The organism is Flavobacteriales bacterium, assembly GCA_021296215.1.
Classification (GTDB): domain Bacteria; phylum Bacteroidota; class Bacteroidia; order Flavobacteriales; family ECT2AJA-044; genus ECT2AJA-044.
Genome location: JAGWBA010000037.1, coordinates 1 through 22,242 on the forward strand (window position 1 = coordinate 1; position 22,242 = coordinate 22,242).

Annotated in this window: 16 protein-coding genes and 2 pseudogenes; 12 read left to right on the top strand and 6 right to left on the bottom strand. The window is 47.0% G+C overall.

The window, feature by feature from the left end:
• Nucleotides 1-221: 221 nt before the first annotated feature.
• The 3 genes and pseudogenes from J4F31_07350 (at nt 222) to J4F31_07360 (ending at nt 5,152) form a co-directional block, all read left to right on the top strand.
• Nucleotides 222-1,169 (top strand): hypothetical protein, encoded by a 948-nt coding sequence (locus J4F31_07350; protein ID MCE2496376.1) that lies wholly within the window; start codon nt 222-224, stop codon nt 1,167-1,169.
• A 740-nt stretch (nt 1,170-1,909) separates the two neighbouring features.
• Complete coding sequence (locus tag J4F31_07355; GenBank protein ID MCE2496377.1) at nt 1,910-2,281, top strand: helix-turn-helix transcriptional regulator; 372 nt, start codon at nt 1,910-1,912, stop codon at nt 2,279-2,281.
• Nucleotides 2,282-3,239: 958 nt separating this feature from the next.
• Nucleotides 3,240-5,152, top strand: a pseudogene (locus J4F31_07360) (CocE/NonD family hydrolase).
• Here J4F31_07360 and J4F31_07365 read toward each other — a convergent pair.
• On the bottom strand, nt 5,149-5,844 hold the full coding sequence (locus tag J4F31_07365; GenBank protein MCE2496378.1) for a response regulator transcription factor: 696 nt from the start codon (nt 5,842-5,844) through the stop codon (nt 5,149-5,151). The pseudogene J4F31_07360 and the gene J4F31_07365 overlap by 4 nt on opposite strands.
• Entirely contained in the window at nt 5,841-7,118 is a 1,278-nt protein-coding gene (locus tag J4F31_07370; protein MCE2496379.1) for a HAMP domain-containing histidine kinase, read from the bottom strand. Before J4F31_07370 ends, J4F31_07365 begins: the two co-directional genes overlap by 4 nt.
• Before the next feature lie 130 nt (nt 7,119-7,248).
• Between J4F31_07370 and J4F31_07375 the strand changes: the two genes are divergently transcribed.
• From J4F31_07375 to J4F31_07385, 3 genes are all read left to right on the top strand, one after another.
• Nucleotides 7,249-7,695, top strand: coding sequence for a DUF1573 domain-containing protein (locus tag J4F31_07375; protein MCE2496380.1), 447 nt, complete (start codon nt 7,249-7,251; stop codon nt 7,693-7,695).
• A 204-nt stretch (nt 7,696-7,899) separates the two neighbouring features.
• On the top strand, nt 7,900-8,184 hold the full coding sequence (locus J4F31_07380) for an N-acetyltransferase (GenBank protein MCE2496381.1): 285 nt from the start codon (nt 7,900-7,902) through the stop codon (nt 8,182-8,184).
• Nucleotide 8,185: 1 nt separating this feature from the next.
• The gene (locus J4F31_07385; protein MCE2496382.1) at nt 8,186-8,629 is read left to right on the top strand and encodes a heme-binding domain-containing protein; all 444 of its coding nucleotides are present in this window, start codon (nt 8,186-8,188) and stop codon (nt 8,627-8,629) included.
• Here the strand turns inward: J4F31_07385 and J4F31_07390 are convergent.
• On the bottom strand, nt 8,626-9,603 hold the full coding sequence (locus J4F31_07390; protein ID MCE2496383.1) for a zinc-binding dehydrogenase: 978 nt from the start codon (nt 9,601-9,603) through the stop codon (nt 8,626-8,628). The two genes, J4F31_07385 and J4F31_07390, sit on opposite strands and share 4 nt — an antisense overlap.
• Before the next feature lie 34 nt (nt 9,604-9,637).
• Nucleotides 9,638-10,612, bottom strand: a complete 975-nt coding sequence (locus tag J4F31_07395) for an OmpA family protein (GenBank protein ID MCE2496384.1) — start codon at nt 10,610-10,612, stop codon at nt 9,638-9,640.
• Nucleotides 10,613-10,707: 95 nt separating this feature from the next.
• Here J4F31_07395 and J4F31_07400 point away from each other — a divergent pair, with 95 nt between their 5' ends.
• A complete protein-coding gene (locus J4F31_07400; protein MCE2496385.1) occupies nt 10,708-14,145 on the top strand; it encodes a hypothetical protein in 3,438 nt (1,145 codons plus the stop codon).
• 93 nt (nt 14,146-14,238) lie between these two features.
• Here the strand turns inward: J4F31_07400 and J4F31_07405 are convergent, their stop codons facing one another.
• Together J4F31_07405 and J4F31_07410 are read right to left on the bottom strand one after the other, a co-directional pair.
• Nucleotides 14,239-14,556 (bottom strand): four helix bundle protein, encoded by a 318-nt coding sequence (locus J4F31_07405; protein ID MCE2496386.1) that lies wholly within the window; start codon nt 14,554-14,556, stop codon nt 14,239-14,241.
• Nucleotides 14,557-14,643: 87 nt separating this feature from the next.
• Nucleotides 14,644-15,546 carry a hypothetical protein gene (locus tag J4F31_07410; GenBank protein MCE2496387.1) on the bottom strand — a complete coding sequence of 301 codons (903 nt, stop codon included), beginning with the start codon at nt 15,544-15,546 and terminating at the stop codon, nt 14,644-14,646.
• 89 nt (nt 15,547-15,635) lie between these two features.
• Here J4F31_07410 and J4F31_07415 point away from each other — a divergent pair, with 89 nt between their 5' ends.
• From J4F31_07415 to J4F31_07435, 5 genes and pseudogenes are all read left to right on the top strand, one after another.
• A complete protein-coding gene (locus tag J4F31_07415) occupies nt 15,636-16,334 on the top strand; it encodes a ComF family protein (protein ID MCE2496388.1) in 699 nt (232 codons plus the stop codon).
• Between the two features lie 312 nt (nt 16,335-16,646).
• Nucleotides 16,647-16,883: a hypothetical protein gene (locus J4F31_07420; protein MCE2496389.1), complete on the top strand. Its 237-nt coding sequence runs from the start codon at nt 16,647-16,649 to the stop codon at nt 16,881-16,883.
• A 9-nt stretch (nt 16,884-16,892) separates the two neighbouring features.
• Nucleotides 16,893-19,160: pseudogene (locus J4F31_07425) on the top strand (ATP-binding protein).
• On the top strand, nt 19,160-20,422 hold the full coding sequence (locus tag J4F31_07430) for a restriction endonuclease (protein MCE2496390.1): 1,263 nt from the start codon (nt 19,160-19,162) through the stop codon (nt 20,420-20,422). The pseudogene J4F31_07425 and the gene J4F31_07430 overlap by 1 nt, the downstream one beginning before the upstream one ends.
• A complete protein-coding gene (locus J4F31_07435) occupies nt 20,422-21,744 on the top strand; it encodes a putative DNA binding domain-containing protein (GenBank protein MCE2496391.1) in 1,323 nt (440 codons plus the stop codon). Before J4F31_07430 ends, J4F31_07435 begins: the two co-directional genes overlap by 1 nt.
• Nucleotides 21,745-22,242 lie beyond the last annotated feature (498 nt).

Sequence of the window (22,242 nt, forward strand, 5' to 3'; positions counted from 1 at the left end):
TTCTTCGCTGCTGCCAGACCATCAATATCAATGGAAATCACTAGTTTTAAGTGTTACTAACTAGGGTAAGCCTTCACCCATGGCTATAGGTAAACTTTATGAATAAGACCATAATATCTTTCTTGCTTGCGAGTTCCTTCGCGTTTCTTTCGAACGGACAATCGAAAATTTCATTAGTATCGAAGACCTCTCTAACGACTATCGATCCTACCGAATGGCCTATGGTATATTCCATTCAAAGTGAAAACCATACCGGCAAATTCGTTGTGAACTACGATAAAGAAACATTACTTTTTCTAACAAAAGGTGTCGATTCGGTATCAATAAGTCGAATCGACACTTTAGATTTTGAGCCATACGATGTCTTCTATGAAGAAAGAATTGGCTTCATTGTTGTTCGTAATAGCTCAACGGTGGATGTTTATGATCCCTCAACAGTTGAATTGGTTAGAAAATTTGAAGTCAAAGATAAAAAGGTTGGGCACGAGAGAGTTCTTGCGAGCTATCCATACATAGTCTTTGGAAACTCCTATCCTTTTGAACAGTATGGAAATGGATTAAACCGGGTTGGCATTGACGTTTTTGATATCGAAAAAGATTCAATAGTGTTTAGCTACAGATTAAAGGACGAATCAAAGGGTTACCTTGGCTACATGAACAAGCGTTACTTTGAAGTTTCGAATGGGCATGTCTTTATAGCAGATCCTACAGGGGTTAATCTTTATGATATTGAGTTGGGTACTTTTCAGGTTGATAGCATAGGGTTGTCTCTACAGAACGATTGTTTTGATGAAATAAAAATACTGTTTCCAGATACATTTCTATTAGAGCACTGCTTTCAAGCGAAGAGATTAATCGAAATGCTTCGGAACGACGAAAACAATGGTGTAGGCTCATGTGAACATTTATTGGGAATAGACTACATCGGAAACAACACCATGGCTGTTTTTACTTCAATACCGGGCAAGGATTCAGAAAAAGCAAAGGCAACCCTAATTAATACTGAAACCTTAGAAATCAAAAAAACCATCAATCTCAAACTAGACAAGACGTGTAATCCATACTACACCGAAGGTGTCTATTCACAGGATGGTACGATCCACTTTTTAGTTTTAGAAAATGACAATGACGCCTTTAATTATTCTATTCATTCTTACGTTTGGGAATAATCGAGAAGATTGCGTCCCTCTGTCCGTACTTAAAAAGTGTAGTCAGGTCGAGAATGTTATTCCCATAAACTCTCTTTATTCTCTGAACCGGGTGATCGTCCCGAACATCAATCTATGTTACGGCTGTTATGATAAAGAGAAACCAGTTGTCATTTTGAGGTATGAGCCTTCAAAATTCAATCAAATTGTATTGTCCAGAAATGATAAGGCACACCTGCCAAAATCAATTACAGTGTTCGTGAAGAAAGAGAAGATTACCAATCGGTATCTTCGAAATCAAGTACTCTATATTTGTGACTAGTCCTCTACTTCATGCACGATGTACTGAGTAACGGCGTAAAGTTCCGTAGCTTCAATGTTATGGACGACTTCTACCGCGAGTGCTTGAACTTAACGCTAGACACCGGCATCAATAGCAAACGTGTCATACGTGAGCTGGACAAGCTGATTGCGGATCAGGTCTTTTTTCTGGGGAGCAGTGAAATATGAAGTGTGATTTTAAAGAGGATGTTTCTTTGGTCGACAGCAAAAAGAACAATATTTTAACTTAATCTTACATAAGTTGGACTGAGAGTTATATCTTAGTAAGGCACGGTCCCACCCAATACGCGTGCATTGCTAAACCTCAGTGGTAAAATCGGATTTTCTACCGACGAATAAAAACGAACGATGAGTTACATTAGGGTGGGACAAGGATTCTGAGGTTTTTTTCTTGTAAGTGCTGATCATACCACAGAGCTATGATCGGCCAAAAAGTCAAAATTCTTAGATCACAGAGAGGTTTCAGTCAAGAGTATTTGGCCGAGGAGCTCGGGATTAGTCAGAGTACAATGGCCCGAATAGAGGCAGGTAAGTCCGAGCTGCCAGCTTCTTTACTACCGAAACTGTGCGGCATTTTACAAGTAACACTGTCATATTTTTTTGAAGGCCCTGTTGGTGCACGAGATCACTTGCATTGCCTAGATCAAAATTCACAATCTGCTCATGAGCTTAGAACTCGTGTAGCCCAAATGAAGAGCTATTTGGAGCGTTACATCAAAAAACTCGACACAATAAGCTCCATGTTAGCTAGAGCGAATGAGAACAGAGGACCCAAAAAGAGCCTAAAATAAACGTCTCATTAAGGGTTTATAGAAGCAAGTTGAATCTGTAATTTCCTGTTTTTATACCTCAGCGGATTGTACACTTAAGGCTCACGTTTCAGCCGTATTGTCTAGCAAAGTGCAGAAGTAGCTGGTTAGCCTTAAGCATAGAATAAGGCTTTGTTGCCGAACCAATAACACTTAGTCATACGGGCCATGGGTATCAGTAGGCGGCTGGTACCAAACCTAAATTACGCTTGCGTGAATCGCCGTGGTGTACGGTCTTATGGTAAGAAGGCTTGCTCTAACTATAATTCTTTCGCTACTAAATAATCTCTCCCAAAGCACTCCTTAATTGAACAGGAGCGGTCATTTCTTTTTCTTACTATACACAAAATAGAACATCAAACTCGACAGAATCAATAAGCCCCATTGAATTAGAGTAAGCACTTCAATCTCTGTTGAATTCAATAAGAGATATCCTACTATTACGGCTTCAACTAAAGCGAGAGCCAAAAAAACAAGTGCGATTCGCCTATGCCGTATTTTCATATGTTTCCGTAAAGCAATCCAACGCCCCATGGAGTTGACAATTGTATTTCCATAGTCAACTCAATGTAATTGATTCTATGATTCATTTTAACCCGCATATGAGTTGTGATATGCAAGAATGAATGAAACGCAACGAATCGCCCCGGTATACGTGTTCGGTCCAAGGGTTTGCACACCCGGGATTTTCAACTCCGGCGTAGCCGGAATACACTTGCCGCAGGCAAATACACTTCGGATACCGAAACCAACTGCCTGAGGCAATAAGCACATCCTCGCGCAGCGAATACCCTTTGCTCAGCAATATCGGTCTTGCCGCAGGCAATCAATTATCCTCGGGCGACGCCCGAATGAACTTTGGTAGACCAAAACAGACTTGCCGAAGGCAAAAATACTCCAAGGCCGTACAATTAGTATCTTCGGAGACAAACCCCATGAGATGCTATATAGATTATGCCTAGGAATAGGCCTCTTGGCCCTAATTTTTTCTTGTTCTTCGCCTAGCGGCGAGATGAACAACTCTGAAGCTTCAAAAGAAGTTTCGGACCGAGAAGTCATAGAGAAACGGTTACAAGACGAGTACGAAAAGCTCGAATTCATGATTCCCATGCGCGACGGAGTTAAACTCTACACCGTTGCTTATGTTCCACGGGATCAATCGCGCCCTTACCCCATCTTGATGCAGCGAACACCCTACAGTTGTAAACCCTATGGCCCCGAGGGAACCGTGGCAATGACGCGCAACAAGCACTTGCTAGACGGCGGGTATATTTTGGTTCGCCAAGACGTAAGAGGCCGCTGGAAATCCGAAGGCGAATGGGATAATATGCGTCCCTTTTTAACCGACACCACCGGAGGGGGAATTGACGAAGGAACTGATACGTACGACACCGTTGAATGGCTGCTAAAGGAGCTAACGAACCACAATGGCCGCGTGGGCTTATATGGGATTTCCTACCCCGGGTTTTACGCGGCAGCTGCTTCCATTCATGCGCATCCGGCCGTTAAGGCCGTGAGTCCACAGGCACCCGTAAGTGACTTTTACTTTGACGATTTTCATCACCGCGGAGCCTATACTTTGGGATATTGGGCTGTGAACCCGGTTTTTGGCTTCCAGAGCGAACCTACAGAGTAAAGCTGGTATATCGATAAGTTTCCGGACCCCGATAACCTCGATCCCTATCAGTTCTTTTTGGACCATCCGACCCATGCGTCGCGAGAGGCATTCAAGCCCAAGGGCGATTTCTTTTGGGAGCAGATCAAGGCGCACCCGAACTACGATGCTTTTTGGCAACAGCGCAGCATTTTACCGCACCTCGACGATAATAACGTGGCGGTACTGACCGCAGGTGGACTCTTCGATGCCGAGGACCTCTACGGGCCGCTCAACATTTACCGAACCTTGGGGGGCAAACGCGGCCCTAAGGGCCAAAACACCCTGGTCATGGGGCCTTGGAGTCACGGAAACTGGGCGCACTACAAAGACCAGCAGGTGGTGGGCGATAGGTACTTCGGGTCCGATTTGAGCGACGGATTCAAACGGCACATCGAAGCGCCCTTCTTCCGCAACCACTTGCACGAACAAGGAGACTACACGCCCGCCGAGGCCTATGTGTACAACACCGGAGTTTGTCGTTGGGATACCTTTAACCAGTGGCCTCCCGGGGGCCTGCGGCCCGATACGCTCTTTTTGGCCTCGGGTGGTAGGCTTGCCGAGGTGACCGAACCACGCGCTACCGAAAGCACCTTTGTCAGCAACCCGAATAAGCCGGTCTCATATCGATCATCCGAAGACCTTGAATGGCGCATGACCCCCGGCCCTATATGTGCGAAGACCGGCGTTTTGCTGCCCGTAGACCCGATGTACTCGTATACGAAACCGCGGTGCTCGAGAAAGACCTAACCCTTTGCGGTGAGATCATTGCGAATTTATTCGTGTCCACGGATCGGACCGATGCCGATTGGGTCGTAAAGCTCATCGATGTTTTTCCGGGAGACACGGCGAATCACGAGCAAACGCCTGATGGGGTGCAGCTCGCTAATCACCACATGCTGGTGAGGTCCGAGATCTTAAGGGGTCGATTCAGGAACGGGTTCACCACTCCCGAACCGTTTGAGCCGAATAAAGCGACCGAGGTACGTATCCCGCTGCAAGCGGTAAACCACACCTTCAAGAAGGGGCACAAGCTGCAAATTCAGCTGCAGAGCACGTGGTTTCCGCTGTTCGATCGGAACCCGCAGAACTTCGTGGAGAATATTTTTGAGGCAGATGAAACGGACTACGTGAAGGCGATGCACACCGTGTACGAAGGCGGTGAAAGCGGGAGCTTTATCCGTTTTACCGTCCGTTAGACCTTGAACACGAATCCGACCCCGTGAACGTTGTCGATGGAGATCGACGATTCGGGCTTCAGATACTTGCGCAAGCGCGATATGAAAACGTCGAGTGAGCGTCCGAGGAAGTAGTCGTCGTCGCCCCAGATATTGATCAGGATCTCGTCGCGCTTCAATACCTTGTTCGGGTGGGTGCAGAAGAAGTGCAAGAGCTGGGCCTCCTTTTGAGTGAGCTTTTGCTTTTCGTTCTTGCTGCTCAGCGTGTATGTTTGATAGTCGAAATGAAAGGCGCCGAGGTCGAATTCCTTGGGGTCTTCTTCGCTGAGCTCCGAGTACTTGCTCCGACGTAAGAATATCTCGATCTTCAATATCAACTCTTCGATACTAAAGGGCTTGGTGAGGTAGTCGTCGGCCCCTGTACGCAGTCCGGCCAAGCGATCCTCTTTCATGCTCTTGGCCGTTAGGAATATGATGGGAACATCCTGATTTTGCTTTCGAATGACCTCCGCCAGGGCGAAGCCGTCCAATTTCGGCATCATGACATCGAGCAAACACAAGTCGAAAGTCCCTTTTTCAAAGCACTCTACTCCAGCCGCGCCATCGGGACAATGGGTGACTTTGAATCCGTGCTTTTCGAGGTTGTCCTTGGTGACAAAGCTGAGGTTGATATCGTCTTCGACATACAAGATGTGCGCTCCGGAGTAACTCATAAATTCATTCTAGCGTGAGGGATCGACAAGGTGAAGATGCTTCCTTCCCCTTCCGTGCTATCGCATTGAAGCTTCCATTTGTGCGCCGCAGCGATGTTCTTAACGTAGTGCAGACCCAATCCGAACCCTTTCACGTTGTGTACGTTTCCGGTCGGAATCCTATAAAACTTGTGGAAGATCTTATTGAGCTGATTGGGTGCCATTCCGATTCCCGTGTCCTGAATGCTCACCTGCAGTAGTTTGTCGGAATCCACCGTGCGCACGCAAATGTCTACTTGTTCTTTACTGTATTTCACGGCATTGTCGAGCAAGTTCCAAACCACGTTGATGAAGTGCGTACGGTCGGCTTCGATGAACCGACGCTCGGCCCGGAGGTCCGAGGTGATCTTGGCGTCCGTACCAAAGCTCTTGAGATTGAGTTTGTTCACCGCTGTTTCCAGGACTTCGTGTACATCGAGCCACTCCTTCTTGAGGCTCAGCTCTTCCTTTTCGCTCTTGGCTACCTTCAATACCTTCTCCACCTGAGTATTCAAGCGCTGGGCTTCATCGGAGATGATGTTCGCGTAGCTTTTTAAGCGTTCGGGTTCGTCTTTGATCTCTTCCTCGCTCAACACCCGGCTCGATATCGCAATGGTGCTGATGGGCGTTTTGAACTCGTGCGTCATGTTGTTGATGAAATCGCGCTGGATCTCGCTCAATCGGCGTTGACGAAGGATGATGAAAATCGAGTAACTAAAGAAGATCGTGGCAACGAAAACGAGCAGGGTAGTGAAGGTCCAAGGGCCCAAACTCGCGCGGAGGTATTGATTCTTAGTCGGGAACCGCACTCCAAAGTAGTATAGATATTCCTTGCTCTTGGGCATTTCGGCGGCCGGTAATTGCGGTTGTGAAGGAAGTGCACCTTCTGGTTTGCATGCGATCATTTGGTCCGACTGGCAGTCGTAGATCGCGTATTCATATCCGATCTCGATGTGTTGGTAATCGAGCTCCTTGCTCAGGTAATACTCCAACACCTCTTCATTGATGAAGTCCTGAACGTTTACCACGAAGTAATCCTTACCGAGCTGTCGAACGGGATTTTCGCGGTTGGGATCGTGGCCATTGAACTCGGCCAATTGGTGCGAAACTACGGTCAAGGCCTCGCGTACCTTTTGGTTGAATTCGCGCTCCTCAAAAGCATAGGCTTTCTGCACCCAGAATACCTGAGCCGAGATGATTCCAATGATCGAAAGCGCCCCAAGGAGCACCACCATTTGTATCTGCCGATTTTTCACTGCGCTAAAATAAGGTGTTCGCGCGCCATTTGTTCAGTGTTTAACAGGCCATTAACAATTATTAGGACCTCATTAGCAGCGATCTACAATGGGCCCATCTACCTTTGGTTCGAATCAAAAACATAAAAAGATGAGAAAATTTTCACTCTTACTCCTGACGTTGACCTTCGGTTTAATGGCCATATCCTTCGCCACATCGGGTGGTTTTGCGCCTCACGGCGCGATGAGTAAAGCGCTCGGTGTATCCGGCGCCGAGCTAAAATCCGATGACGATAGCCCGATGAAGTTCGAAAAATTAACACATGACTTCGGCTCCATCGAACAAAACCAACCGGTATCGTGCACCTTCGTTTTCACGAACGAATCGGGCGAGGCCATGATCATTACCAAGGTGAAGCCCGGCTGTGGTTGCACGGCAACCGATTACCCGCAAGAGGCCATTCAGCCCGGCGAAACGGCAAGCATTACCGCTACCTATAACCCGAAATCCATGGGTAAATTCCGCAAGTCGATCATCGTGAACACCAACGTTCCATACGGTGAGGCAATACTGTATATCAGCGGAGAAGTAAAATGAATAAGCAATAGTATTGCTATTCAAAAAAGAAGTAATACATTTACTTTGCTCAATTGAAAAGTTGACCAATAGTTTAGTTAATGCCAACCCCCGGTTAGCCCATGACCGGGGGATTCTTCTCAAGCCATCCACATGGGCATCCACTACTAGGTTTGAAAAGTCCTCAATGCCCGGCATATTAGGACTTTCTTTATCTTCGAGAACATGGAATTAAAACACGAATTCGACGGTCGAAAAGGAGCCTTTTATTGGGACGACTCGGGCAAGCGCCTGGACGAATCGACCTATACCATGGCCGGAACCGGGAAACTGATCATCGATCACACCGAAGTCGACGACAGCCTGCAAGGAACGGGTAAGGCTGCTCAACTCGTCGAAGCCATAGTAGAACACGCCCGAGAAAACGAATTAAAGATCATGCCCTTGTGCCCCTTTGCTCGATTGATGTTCGACAAAAAAGGAGCCGAATGGGCCGATGTACATTTTTGATATGACCAAGAAAAGAATCCTCATACTCGTAGCCCTTGTCCTTCTCGGAATACAGGCCATTCGACCCAATAGGTCGGTTCCCGAAGTGGATCCGTCCAAAGATTTCGCAGCGATGTATCCCGGTGACCCCGAGATCGAACAGCTTTTCAAAGACGCTTGCTACGATTGTCATTCACACGAGACCAAGTACCCTTGGTATTCAGAGATCGCCCCCGTTAGCTGGATCATCCAGGATCACGTAAACCACGGGAAAGGCCATCTCAATTTCAACGAATGGGGTAACCGCGGAAAAGCCAAGCGCTCACACGCCCTCGAAGAAATGGTCGAAGAGACCATGGAAGGTGAAATGCCGCTCAAGCCCTACGCCAACATGCATCCCGAAGCGCGGCTTACCAAAGGTGAGCGCAAACAACTGGTCGGTTGGTGGAAAACCTTGAGGCCTTAGTCCATCAAAATGACCATTTTGCCTTTAGCTGAGCTATCCTCCATCATTTGATGTGCCTCTGCTACCTGATAGATTCGCAGAGTTGGGCCAAGTGGCAACTTGATCATGCCTGCTGCCACCCCGTCGAGAAACTCCTGTAATTGTTCAGAGGAGAGGTCTTCTGGACCACCACTGTAAGCCGTTAGGCGAACCGTAGGAGGAATATCGCCCAGGGGCTGAAAATTTTCGAGTCCCCAGGAATTCCCCAGAATTCCGGTCATACACACGACCCCGCGCTTTGCGCAACACTGCAGCGAATCGCGCAATGTTGCTGTTCCCACTAACTCAAGGACCTTCTCAACGCCTTTGGGCCGAAGATTACGAACGCGATCCGATATTTGACCATCGTCGACAACGACTTCAGAAGCCCCGTGATCATATAGGAAGTCGGCTCTATCGGGATTCCGCGTAGTAGCGATGACCGAAAGGCCTTTCATTTTGGCTAGTTGAATGGAAAGCAGTCCAATAGACGAAGTTCCTCCTCGAATCAAGAAGGTGAAACCTTCTTGAATGTCCAAGGCCGATATGAGCGAACCGCCGACGGTCTGATACATTTCGGGAACAGCACCCAGAGTGGCCCACGGCAAAGGACTCGAAAAGGGCTTCAGAATAAATAGTGGTAGAAGAGCGTATTCTACATATCCGCCATCATATTCACGGCCCATTTCACCCATTAAGGCGGCAACTTGCCGACCAGACTCATAGGTTCCTGAGGGGTCTTCAACGACTTCTCCGACACACTCAATTCCCTGAATCCTGGGAAAATCGACGTTCGGGCTATGGCCCTGTCGGGTATACATTTCGGATCTATTCATGCCCGCAGCACGAACGCGAACCAATACCCACCCCTCCTTGCTGGCCGGAATTCGCTCTTCGACCTGAATGACCTCAGGGCCACCCGCCTTGAGCGTTACAGCCGCTTTCATTGTCTTCATGAAAACAATGTAAAAGAAATTTCTCGCTACAGAGTTACTCGTTGATCAAATCCAACAACGCCTGATAATCGGGAATCAAAATGATCTCGATGCGGCGATTCTTGGCCTTTCCGGCATCTTCTTCGTTCGAGGCCACCGGCAAGTACTCTGAGCGACCGGCCGCAGTTACGCGAGTAGGGTCTACTCCCTTGTTCTTGGTCAGGATCTTCACGACGCTGGTCGCGCGCATCACGCTGAGGTCCCAATTGTCTTTGATGACCTGTCCGCCGTAGTACTTATCGTCGTCGGTATGGCCCTCGATCAAGATGTTGATGTCGGGGTTATCTGCCAACACGGCTGAGAGTTGATCCAGGGCCTGAGTCCCCTCTGAACCTACATCCCATTTGCCCGACTCGAACAGCAAGCTGTTGTCCAAGGTCACGTAAATACGGCCGTCTTTTTCTTCAACGTTCACCCCTTTACCTTTGAATCCGAGCAGTGCATCCGCCACGCTCTTGCGCAGGGCTTCGGCAGCCGAATCTTTTTCGGTGAGCATGCGCTGAAGTTCGTTCACTTTGGCTTCGCGTGCCATCAAGGCCGTTGAAATACTGTCCATCTCCTCGGCCCGCATGCGGAGCGAATCTTCCTTGCCCTGAAGCTTGGCCTCGAGCAGCTGCATCTCTTCGAGCAGTCGGCGGTTTTCTTCGGCATTTCGCGCGATGAGCGAATTGTTGTTCTCGATCAGCAGCTCGTAGCTGTCGTTGAGTTCCTGGTAGCTCCTCTTCAAGGCTCGCAGTTGCTTGCCTTTTGAGGTCGTATCGGCTTCCAATGCCTTAACCGCTTTCGCCAACTTATCGCGCTCGGCCTCTATTTCCTTGAGGGTCATCGAAAGCTCCGAATTCTCCGTCTTCAAGCGGGCCAATTCTTCTTGACTTTGGTCGTAGTTCGCTTGTAATTCTTCGAATTTTTTGATCGGAACGCATCCGGCCGCGAGGCCGAAAACCAGTAAAAACAGCACAAACTTCTTCATAGTACCCTATTTTGCGGCTAAGATACGCGATGCAATGGGCCGATTTTCACCTCACCACTTAACAAAACCCACAATTCATCGTTAATAAACCGCTCATGAAGTCCCTGCGATCACATTTTAGAGGTGTCCTGCGACATTTGTTGTTGCTGTCGCTGATGCTGATGCTGTCGCCTGCGAAATCGCAGGTGACCGACCCCGATCATCGTCGCTATACCATGGCCTGGCCGACGGACACGCTGACGCTCGACTCGCTTTCGGTGGTTCCTAATTCTATGCGCCTCGCGGCGCGAAGTGGCCCTTTGTCGCCCCGTGACTACTCTTTCGATTTCAAAACCCGCCGTCTCTGGGTCGCCCCGGGACTCGGCGATTCACTCACCATCGAGTATACCGTTTTGCCGTTCAACTTCGGAGCCGATCAAGCACACAAAGACACGAGCCTACTCAATATGCGGATGCTCGATAATCGCCCGCCCGGATATTATGAAGTGGCCGAAGAGCGCATCGATTTTGAACCTTTCGAAGGGCTCGATAAAAACGGATCCATTAGTCGCGGGGTTACTGTGGGAAATCGGCAAGACCTGGTATTGAATTCGAGTTTGGACTTGCAGCTATCGGGCCGACTCAACGAAAACACGTACATCCGTGCTTCAATTACCGATGACAACGTGCCCATTCAGGCGGATGGCTATACCCAACAGCTTCGCGAATTCGACCGGGCGTATATCGAGCTCGAGAACGATCAGTTGGGAACCATCATTGCCGGGGATTATGAGGTCACCGCGGAGCGATTCCGCTTTATGCCCTGGTACAAAAAGCTCAGTGGAGCTACCTTTCAACGGGGCGATGCCGAAACCGGAATAGAGGTCAGGGCATCGGCGGCTTTGTCGCGCGGGCAGTTCGCGCGGAATTACTTCTTCGGAATCGAAGGAAACCAGGGGCCCTACAAGCTCACCGGGGCCAATAACGAGCAGTTCATCATCATCGTTTCGGGTTCCGAGAGGGTGTACATCGACGGTCAGTTGATGACGCGCGGTCAAAACCACGATTATGTTATAGATTACAATGCGGGGGAGATCACCTTTACGGTGCTGCAACAGATCACGAACGTGAAGCGGATCGTCGTCGAATTTCAATACACCGATCAAAGCTATGCGCGCTCACTACTTGAAGGCGAAGTCGCCAAGACCACCGGAAAGTGGCAGTGGGCCATGGGGGTTTATTCGGAGCAAGATGCCCGCAACCAAAATCTGCAGCAAGACCTTAGCGACGACCACAAGCGCTATCTATCGACCATAGGTGATGACCTCGATGCAGCGGTGATTCCGAGCATCGATAGTGTAGGATTTGCGGAAGGAGAAATACGCTATGCGCTGGTTGATTCGCTCGGATTCGATAGCGTTCTCGTGTATTCGACGGATCCGGCCGTGGCCCTATACCGCGCCTCGTTCACTAATGTGGGGGAGGGGAATGGCGACTATATTTTGACCGATGCGGCCGTGAACGGAAGAGTATTACAATGGATCGCACCCGTGAATGGCGTGCCTCAAGGAGCGTATGCTCCACTGAGGAAGATCATAACTCCCCGGCAGTTGCAATTGGCTTCGGGCGGATTATCATTCAATCAGAACGGAGGTCGGGTAGGAGCTCAAGCGACCGTTTCGCGTTTCGATCCCAATACCTTTAGTGAGCTCGATGGTGACAACGATGTGGGAGCGACCGTGAATGTATTCGCCGACAAAAAGTGGAAATCGGGATGGGAGGCAGGAGGCGATTACGAATATGTGCAAGACCAATTCCAGCCCATACAGCGATTCAGGAGTGTGGAGTTTCAGCGCGATTGGAACTTGAGTGATACGCTGGTGACCGGCGATCAACATTACGCCACGGCGAGGGCCGGATACCGCAAGATAGGCGTGGGTGGATTTTCATATACCCTTCAATATTTAGGAGACGGGCCGGAATACTCGGCCGTGAGGAACAATGTTTCGGGAAATGTGGACCACAAAGGAACCTTGGCTTCGGTTCAGGCAAGTTGGCTCGAAAGTAACGCAGGCGGAGCGCAACAGCGGTTCTTACGACAGAAGTCGCACTTTCGCCAGTATTGGAAATGGCTGAAGTTTGGTGTGCGGGGCGAAAGTGAATTCAACGAAAAGCAAAGCTTCGGGACCGACTCGTTGCAGTCGGGCAGCTACCGATTCGACCAGTGGGAGGTCTTTGTTGGAAACAACGATTCACTGGCCCATGGGCTCGAGTTCACCTACCTCACCCGGACCGATTACGCCCCCGGTCCCCAAGACTTGAGCCCATCGACCCTGGCCAACGCCTTTACGGTGAACGGCCGAGCCCACATTGCCCGAACGGGCAATATCAAGGCGGGTTTCACCTATCGCTTACTCGAAAATTTAACCGATAGCCTCAACCCGCTCGATCGTACCTTCACGGGCCGATTCCAATACCGACAGCGCCTACTCAAGAACGCCATCAACCTCACCACGTTTTACGAGAGCGGCTCCGGTCAGGAGGCCCGGCGCGAATTCACCTATGTCGAGGTCGCCGCCGGCCAAGGCCTCTACGCCTGGGTCGACTACAACGACGACGGGATTCAACAGCTCGATGAATTCGAGATCGCCCAGTTTCCGTCCGATGCCAAGTACATCCGCGTCTTTCAACAAACGAACGACTACGTGCGCACGAACTTCAACAAGTTCACCCAGGTCGCGATCTTGAATCCGGCTGCGATCTGGCGCAATAAGACCGATATCCGCAAAACCCTCAGCAAGTTCTCCGTGCAAGTCACCTACAACACCGAGCGTAAAACCCAACGCGATAATCTGGCCGAAAGCCTCACCCCATTCATACCGGTGGAGTTCGATTCGAGTCTCATTGCCCTGAATCAGGGTTGGCGAAACAGCCTATTCTTTCAACGGAGCGAAGCTCGCTTTGGAGCGGATTATACCTACGCTCAAAACCAAGGGCGCAACTTGGTGAGCTATGGGTTCGAATCACAGCGGATCATCGAACATCAATTCCAATGGCGCTGGATGTTCTTTGAACAGTGGATCTGGAATAGCCAGATCGGGACCCGTGAACGGGGCAACGCCTCAGAAGGGTTCGAAGCGCGGAGCTATGATTTTACGGAACGTAGAACGGAGCAAAAGATCACCTTCCAGCCGGGTCGTCAATGGAAACTGAGTTTTATCGCAGGATATAAATCTTCGGTCAACGACAGCGAACTCTCTGAACAGTTGACCGCCTTCGATACAGGCCTTGAGTTTAACTATAATGTCGCTTCGAAATCGCTGATCACAGCAAGGGTCAACATAATACGGAACGATTATTCCGGCGCGTCCAATACCCCCGTGACCTACGCCATGCTCGAAGGGTTGCAGCCCGGTCAAAACGCCACGTGGAACGCCACTTTGCAAAGCAATATCGCCAAACACTTGCAGCTCAATATACTGTACGACGGACGCGTCAGCGAAGACGTGGCGGCAACACACACCGGGAGCGTGCAGTTGAAGGCGTTCTTCTAGGAGCCCGAGCGAAAGCTCGGGGTCAAAAGTCCAGAGTCTAAAGCGAAAAGCTTATTCGAGATTTTGCTTGACTTTCTTAATTAGTCCAATGAATTATCTTTTTCGATTCAGTATTCTCGAATCAATTTCGGACTCGGATGACCGTAAAAGGCGCAACGTTTTGCGGGCGTGAACCCGAGTATCTAATTCATGAATTGACCCTAGAGCAATTTCAAGAAAGCGGCCGAACTCCTTGTTCGAATGGCGACCGCATCCTTCCGCAATAATCGAGGGGATGGATAAAGCAGACCGCATCATTTGGCTTGAGAGTCCAAACCGCTCATCCTGAGGAAACGATTTTGTAGCTACATAAATGGCTGAAAACAATTCGAGCCCTTCTCTCCTAACGCTGTTATTTTTGTAATCTCTCATTTCCCAAAACAAAAAAGGCCCAAGGACTTAAACTGTCCCCGGGCATTGTTTTTTGGCTTTTTGCTTTAAGCTCTAGGCTTTAGACTATCAGAACAGTCCACTATCCAGCGTAAACGTGCTGGTTCCGATCATCTCGTTCTCGGCATAAACCTCCACGTTGTAGGTTCCTTCTGCCCAGTCTTCGCCTTCAGGACGGTCGATGTACATGCACACATCCATGGCTTCGTTGTCGTAGATCACGGTTTGCTTCTCAGAGCACACGATCATTTCGCCATTGTAGTTCACGGCATACTCTTCCATGCTTTTCCCGATGAGCATTCCGTCTGGATCGGTGATGCGGATGTACACTACTTTTTCACCAGCCTGTGCGATCTTGTTCTTGGCAAGAACGAAGCACGTTTTGATGCGGTCGACCTTTCGAGCTTTGGTCACCTCTTTCTCTTCGCCATTTCCTTTTTCCTTGATACCACCAGCGATGATCTCAACGGCATTCAGAACCTGTCCGCGAGACACCTTATCCTCGAGCTGTGCTTTTTCAGCACTCAGGGTATTGGTGCGCTCTTTCTCTTCGGTGAGTTCTTCCTCAACGGCGGCCTTTTCGGTCGACAGCTGTTCGTTCACGATGATGAGCGAGTCGGCGCGATCCAACAGAACAGCTTTCTCTTTCTTGAGCGCGTAAACCTCGTTGCGGTAGCGCTGAAGACGAGCAACGTCTGATTGCAAGCTAGAAACTGAGTCGCGCAATGCGATGATGCGCGCACGCTCGGCTACCAACTCTTCGTTGACGCTGTCGTTCTCGAGGATCAAAGCCTCGTATTGACCGGCCAATTCGTCGAGATCCGTGATCAAGGATTTCTTCTCCTCGGTTAAGTCGGTCACGACCTGGTCGTTGTTTTGCTTTTGGATGTAGAGCCCCGCGACGGCAGCTACCAACGCAATCAACAGCACAATGATAATGATGCGGTTGTTGCGGTTCGATTGGTCAGACATAAATCTTTTTTTTGGTTAAATTCGTTAACTGACTGATGGCGACAAAGATACTGCGTCCTTGGAACTCTGCAATTAATAATGTTTCAAGTATGCATATTCCACGTTTCATCCTCCAGCCCGCAGAGGCGCTCAGTTTCCTGTTTTTCCCCAACCACTGTCTACACTGCAAGGCCGAAATGTACCACGGCGAGCGGCATATTTGCGCTCGATGCAGGCGGTTATTACACTACACCGATCACCCGCACATTCACCGAAACGAGCTGCATCGCCTCTTCGACGGTCGCTTTCCTTTAACGGCGGCGGCGGCTTTGTGGTACTTCGACAATGAGGGCCCAACCCGTTCTCTCCTCCACGCGCTTAAATATGGGGGCGGCCTCTCGGCCGGATGGCCATTTGGTGCCGAGCTCGGCCGTCGAATTGTAAATCACGAGTTCAAAGCCGAGGCTTTGTGTCCCGTGCCACTGCACCCCAAACGACAGCGGAAGCGAGGGTTTAATCAGGCCGAGGTCATCGCCCGGGGCATTTCCCACACTACCGGGATCCCGGTTTGGGACGGACTGAAGCGAGTGCGAAAAACCGAGTCACAGACCAAAAAAGACGCTTGGTCGCGCCGCCAAAACGTAGAAAACGTATTTGCTTTGAGGTGGCCGAACAAGCCCGTACCCTCGAGCTTGTGGATGGTCGATGACGTAATTACTACCGGAAGCACCTTAGAAAGCGCTTGCATAACAATCGCGCCGCAGGCGCAAATCGGTATTTTAGCCCTCGCTTGGGCGCAAAAGGCATAAGAATGGCTGAATTACTTCGCACAACATATTCCGTACCATTCGCAACTTTTTATTCCGCGGCGTTCGACATGTTATTATATTTCCCAGTCCAGATTAAACTTTGTTTATCGGAACGAATCCCGGTATCGGGCATTTTTAACAATTTCTACCAACGCACATTTGGCACATTTGTAAAGCCACACGAGCCACCGCACCACCCAAGCTTTACAAAAGAGCCAAATTTTCCTTACACGCTTTTTGAATATATATTGTAATATATTTTGCGCTATATATCGTAATTTATACCTTTGTATATTCCTAATTTTTATGACTATGGCAAAAAAGAACCAAGCATTAAAAAGAGAACGATTCAAGAATGTTGCAGGAAGACGTGTTCAGAATATTCTGGATGGTATGGACAGCTTATCAAAGTGCGCCAACCGCAGCAATTATGATTACGATAATGACGACATAGCTAAAATGATGAAAGCTATAAAAGATAAAGTCAAAGTGCTTGAGGCATCCTACACGAGCAACACCAAGTCGAGTAAAAACACCTTTGAATTTTAAGCAGTTCCCATGAAGAAAATATTTGAGCAGCTATAACAAGCGAACACAGCAAAAGAAGTTACCGATATCCTTGAAGTGCTAACTGAAGACCATGACATTCAATAGAAACCCGTAGGCGGTAGGGGGAATAACCAGTCAACAATCAATATGGGTACAGACCCAGCTGCGGGCTTAATAGAGAGAATTACAAACTCAATTGACGCAGTTCTTAATTTAGAATGGTATAAGCAAGGTTGCCCAGAGAACATTGACAATCCAAGTTTGGCTGCTGAAAAATGGTTCAATCTTCAAGAAGGTAGATTACGTAATGTAACTGATGCTTCCGCTAAGGAAATCAAAGAACTGGCGAGAAAAATCAGCGTTACTTTAAAAGATTCCGAAAGAGAACAATTTCCGACTGTTGAAATACGAGATGCAGGTGCTGGAATTAGTGGAGAGGATTTCGCTAAAACCATATTGAGCCTCAATGATGACAACAAAATTGACAAACTTCATCAGATGGGTGCTTATGGGCAAGGTGGTTCAACCGCTTTATCATTCAATACCTTTACCATCATAATATCACGACCTCATAAAGTTCTCAAAAAAGGAAACACCACATCTTTCACTATTGTAAGATTCAACGATGGTGGATTGGGGCAACGAAAACTCGGATGGTATGAGTACTGTGTTGGTTCAAATAACTTACCCTACTCTGTAGAAATTCCCGAAAAGCAGTTCCAATCTGGAACGCTTGTACGTCATATCGGAATGGATTTGGGAAAGTACACGGCAAAAATGACCGGTCCGACTTCCTCTCTTTGGTACTTGGCACACCACTATATGTTTGACACAATACTGCCGTTTACCATTTCTGGAGAAAGGCAGAAAGACCTGACAAAAGGAAGGACAGAAAACCGCAGTGTTTTAGGCAACAACAGAAGGTTAACTCTTGGCGGAGGAGCAGACAAAGACTTAACGCAATACAAACGAGATGCTACTCTAACCTTTAGAGATGGTAAAGTGACTTTGTATTACTGGGTTTTGACAATTGAGGGAGATAAACCAGGGGACAGAATAAAGAATTATACCCAAGCCTCACAGCCCATTGTTATCACTTTTAATGGTCAGAAACAAGGACACCTGCTGAACTCAATTATCAAGCAAGAATTGAAACTTCCGTTTCTTGAAAAATACTTGGTTCTCCAAATTGAATGCGACCATCTTGACAATGAATCGAAACGGCAACTGTTTAGCAGCACAAGGGAAAACACACGGGATACTTCAATAAAACAGCAACTGGAAAGATTGGTGGTTGACACTCTTGCAGCAGATGACGAATTGAAAAGGCTTGACAAGGAAAGGCGAGACCGTTATTTGAAAAAAGATGAAACGGAAGCCCTTGATAAGTTGCGTAAACGACTTGCTTCTCGCATAAACCAATTCATGAAAGCATCTGGAGGCGGGACAGGTGTGAAAGCAACTGACACAGGAGAAACAGTCAAAACAAAAAAGCAACCTCCGATTCCTGTCAATGACCCACCAACATTTATTGAAATCACATCACCCAATGAAAAGGAGGTGTATAGCGGAAAAACCTTTAGCATTAAATTTAAAACAGACGCCCATCCGAATTTATTTACAAATCCAGATTGGTTTTTTGCTGCAATCGAACCCCATTCATTTGGTAGTTATACCGGGTCAGCACGAGTAGTTGATGGCTACGGAATTGCTTACTTCAAAACAAGAGAATCCGTTGAGGAAGGAACAACAGCTGATATATTACTTGAATTAAGACCTCCGAGACAAAAAACTTTAAGCGATTCTGTTAGTGTAGTTACTATACCCCTACCCGAAGATTCGGACACAAGTAAACCAGGAAGCAAGAATGCGCCAAACATTGAAATTATTCCTGTGAGCGAGAATGATGCATACTATAAAGACCATGGTTGGACTTCCCAAACGGTTGCTGAGGTAGCAGATGACCAAGATGCTGTTTTTATTTATATCAATGATTCCAACACAAACCTGACAAAGTTGTTAGAACGTGCACAGCAATATAGTACACAAGCGGTCGAATCAATCAAAAACCGTTATCGTGAACATATAGGATTTTGTGCCTTTATGATTGATAAGAATAAAATTGAAGACCGTCTTCAATTGGAAGAAAATCAGGTGTTTTTACCCGAACACATTGAAGCAATTAAGCAAGCAGACCTTGAAAATGGGTGCGAAACTGTATGCGGAATGGTTTCAGATTTTTTCGATTACATAAGAACAGAAACCGGAGAAGAATAATGCCAGTAGCAACTACAATCGAAAATTTCATCACGCCATGGGCAAACCAAAAAGCAAGAAATTTTGACTCATGGCATTCCATGTGTTCATATTTGGGTGCCTTTCCGCCCTCTCTTGCTAACTACTTTATCAGATATTTTACAAAAGAAGGAGATTTAGTATTCGACCCGTTTTCTGGGAGAGGGACAACCGCACTTGAAGCAAGAATTCTCAACCGTAACTCGCTTGCAACAGATTTAAACCCCATTGCACTTGCTTTGAGCCATGCAAAGAATGCCGAGTTAACAAAAGATGAAATATTTGCCCGAATAGATGAACTCGAACGTAAATATGACCCTTCATTATATCAGCAAGAGGCAAATGCACAACCTGTTGAAGTCCATTTAATATTCCACCCGCGAACTTTAGCACAACTTTGTTATTTAAGAAGAAAGCTCTTGAAATCAGAGCACCCACTTGACAGATATCTCATTGGAATATCACTTGGGGTATTGCATGGCGGTGAACGTGCTAATGGAACATCAGGTTATGCATCCATTGATATGCCTAACACTTTCAGTATGTCCCCCGACTATGTTCGGAAATTCGTTCAAAAAAATCAGCTTAACAGATTCTATCGTGATGTATTCGGCTTGTTGAGAGAAAAGACAGAACGGCTTTATAAGAAACATACTGGGCTAAAACAATCAGGGCACGTGTTTAAAGCAAATGCCAAATCCTTATCAACGAATGAACTCTTGTTACCCTTCAAAAAGAAAGTCAATCTAATATTAACTTCTCCACCCTACCTTGGAATTGTGAATTATGCAAAGCAAAATTGGATTCGGAGTTGGTTTCTCAATGAAGACCCAACAGAGGTTTCAGCCGAATTAGATGATGACCTAAATCTTGATGAGTGGATAAAATTCTCAAAAGAGGTGGCAATTCAGTTAAAATCCTTCTTAAAAAAAGACGGAATTGCAGTATTTGTCATAGGAGACGTTGCTAAATCTCGTACAAGTGTAATTCCTCTTGCAAGGGAGTTTGCCAGATTAATCAGAGAGAACAATATATTCAAGAATGTGTGGTGTATTAATGATGCCATTTCAGATACTGACAAAACAACCAGAATTTGGGCAGACACGAAAGGAAATGCAACAGCTACTGACCGTGTTGTTTTTCTTTCAGATATCAATCCGTTTGAAAAATTTGCCAAATGCAAAGACATTCAACCAATGGACTTTAAGTTCATAGAGAAAAATACAAAATACATTATTGGCTAATGCCCGAACAACAAAACATAGAATACAAACAAAGTTGGCATGACGATTACCTCAAATGGGTATGTGGATTTGCGAATGCAGTAGGCGGCAATATTTTCATTGGCAAAGATGACAACGGTAATGTGGTTCACCTTTCTGACTACAAGAAGTTGATGGACGAAATTCCAAACAAAATCCGCAATCTCATGGGAATTACAGTAGAGGTTAATCTGTTTGAGGAGAATGGAAATCGGTTTATCGAAATTGTTGTCCCTCCCTATTCTGTTCCCATATCGTTGAGAGGTAGATATTATTACCGCTCTGGAAGCACTAAACAGGAATTGACCGGAGCATCGTTAAATGAATTTCTTCTTGAAAAGTCAGGCAAAACTTGGGATGATGTAATTGAACCAAGAGCCACAATTGACGATATAGACGAAGATAGCATTGAGGTTTACCTGAAAGCAGCAGAGAAAGCAGGTCGTCTTCCTGAAAATGACGGGCTTTCCGTATCCGAACTTTTGGAAAAATTACGCTTGACAGAAAATGGACAACTCAAACGAGCGGCCATCACCTTGTTCGGGAAAGCCCCTGGAAAGTTCTATCCAAACACATTCGTTAAAATCGGGCGATTCGGAAATGACGATACTGACATAAAGTTTCAGGAAACAGAAGAAGGCAATTTGGTTTCATTGCTTCCAGCAATATTGAGCCAGTTAGACCATAAGTTTCTCATCAAACCAATTGGTTTTGAGGGGATGCACCGCATTGAAAAAGGTGAATATCCGGTTGCTGCCATGCGTGAAATGATTTTGAATGCATTGGTTCATCGGAATTACATGGGCGCACCTATTCAAATTCGGGTCTGTGACAACAAAATCAGCATTTGGAATGAAGGTTTTTTACCCGAAGGACTGACCTTAGAAGCACTAAAGCGTTCGCATTCATCAAGGCCGAGAAATCCAATAATTGCGGATGTAGCCTTCAAAGGTGGTTACATTGACGCTTGGGGAAGGGGAACAATTAAAATCATCGACACTTGTAAAGCTGCGGAACTACCTGAACCCGAAATGACGGAACGAGATGGAGGGTTTTTACTGACTATTTTGAAAGACACCATAAATATGGAGCAGCTTGAAAAATTAGGGCTGAATGAAAGGCAGGTGAAAGCGGTACTATTTGTAAAGGGAAAAGAGAAAATATCAAATTCGGAATATCAAGAGTTATATGAAGTTTCTAAAGCAACAGCGACCCGTGACCTGACCGAATTAGTTGAGAAATGGGAGTTATTTGACAAGGTTGGACAAACTGGAGCAGGAACGGCATATACATTGAAAAAGTAATGGGCTCATAATGGGCTCAAAGGGCTCATAATGGGTTCATAATGGAATCAGCCACCCTGTTTGTCAGCACATTTGCAATTCGCACAAGCCACAGCGCAAACCAAAAATTGCAAAAGAGCTTACAAAGCCAACCCAAGAAAAGAAATTATTAAAAATGCCCCACGCTCGACTGAAAAGAAGGACGACTACTGGACAAGTACGGACTGCTTGAAATCAGTTGAGTAAAGGACGAAAAAGAAAAGAATAAAAAAGCACAAACCGCTAACAAAGTATAAAAATACATAGGACTGACAGGGGTTTCAGAGAGGTCATTGCACTCAAATAGCATCTGTTTCGGTTGACAAATTATCGCTCCGAAAGCCCTACGTTTTTTATACAAACCGTTGCCAGCAATTTGAAAATGTATTAGCCCCTTAAAGGGCTGGACAGATTTTCTAAAACAGTTTAGGAAACTTAAATTTAGAAGATTATGTCAAAGAGAAGAACGTTTACCAAGGA

What these genes read in the sequence shown, in the direction of transcription:
- J4F31_07395 (MCE2496384.1), bottom strand. Translation starts at nt 10,612, where the DNA reads ATGAAGAAGTTTGTGCTGTTTTTACTGGTTTTCGGCCTCGCGGCCGGA.
- J4F31_07355 (MCE2496377.1), top strand. Translation starts at nt 1,910, where the DNA reads ATGATCGGCCAAAAAGTCAAAATTCTTAGATCACAGAGAGGTTTCAGT.
- J4F31_07400 (MCE2496385.1), top strand. Translation starts at nt 10,708, where the DNA reads ATGAAGTCCCTGCGATCACATTTTAGAGGTGTCCTGCGACATTTGTTG.
- J4F31_07435 (MCE2496391.1), top strand. Translation starts at nt 20,422, where the DNA reads ATGCCCGAACAACAAAACATAGAATACAAACAAAGTTGGCATGACGAT.
- J4F31_07380 (MCE2496381.1), top strand. Translation starts at nt 7,900, where the DNA reads ATGGAATTAAAACACGAATTCGACGGTCGAAAAGGAGCCTTTTATTGG.
- J4F31_07350 (MCE2496376.1), top strand. Translation starts at nt 222, where the DNA reads ATGGTATATTCCATTCAAAGTGAAAACCATACCGGCAAATTCGTTGTG.
- J4F31_07415 (MCE2496388.1), top strand. Translation starts at nt 15,636, where the DNA reads ATGCATATTCCACGTTTCATCCTCCAGCCCGCAGAGGCGCTCAGTTTC.
- J4F31_07375 (MCE2496380.1), top strand. Translation starts at nt 7,249, where the DNA reads ATGAGAAAATTTTCACTCTTACTCCTGACGTTGACCTTCGGTTTAATG.
- J4F31_07430 (MCE2496390.1), top strand. Translation starts at nt 19,160, where the DNA reads ATGCCAGTAGCAACTACAATCGAAAATTTCATCACGCCATGGGCAAAC.
- J4F31_07405 (MCE2496386.1), bottom strand. Translation starts at nt 14,556, where the DNA reads ATGAGAGATTACAAAAATAACAGCGTTAGGAGAGAAGGGCTCGAATTG.
- J4F31_07365 (MCE2496378.1), bottom strand. Translation starts at nt 5,844, where the DNA reads ATGAGTTACTCCGGAGCGCACATCTTGTATGTCGAAGACGATATCAAC.
- J4F31_07410 (MCE2496387.1), bottom strand. Translation starts at nt 15,546, where the DNA reads ATGTCTGACCAATCGAACCGCAACAACCGCATCATTATCATTGTGCTG.
- J4F31_07385 (MCE2496382.1), top strand. Translation starts at nt 8,186, where the DNA reads ATGACCAAGAAAAGAATCCTCATACTCGTAGCCCTTGTCCTTCTCGGA.
- J4F31_07420 (MCE2496389.1), top strand. Translation starts at nt 16,647, where the DNA reads ATGGCAAAAAAGAACCAAGCATTAAAAAGAGAACGATTCAAGAATGTT.
- J4F31_07390 (MCE2496383.1), bottom strand. Translation starts at nt 9,603, where the DNA reads ATGAAGACAATGAAAGCGGCTGTAACGCTCAAGGCGGGTGGCCCTGAG.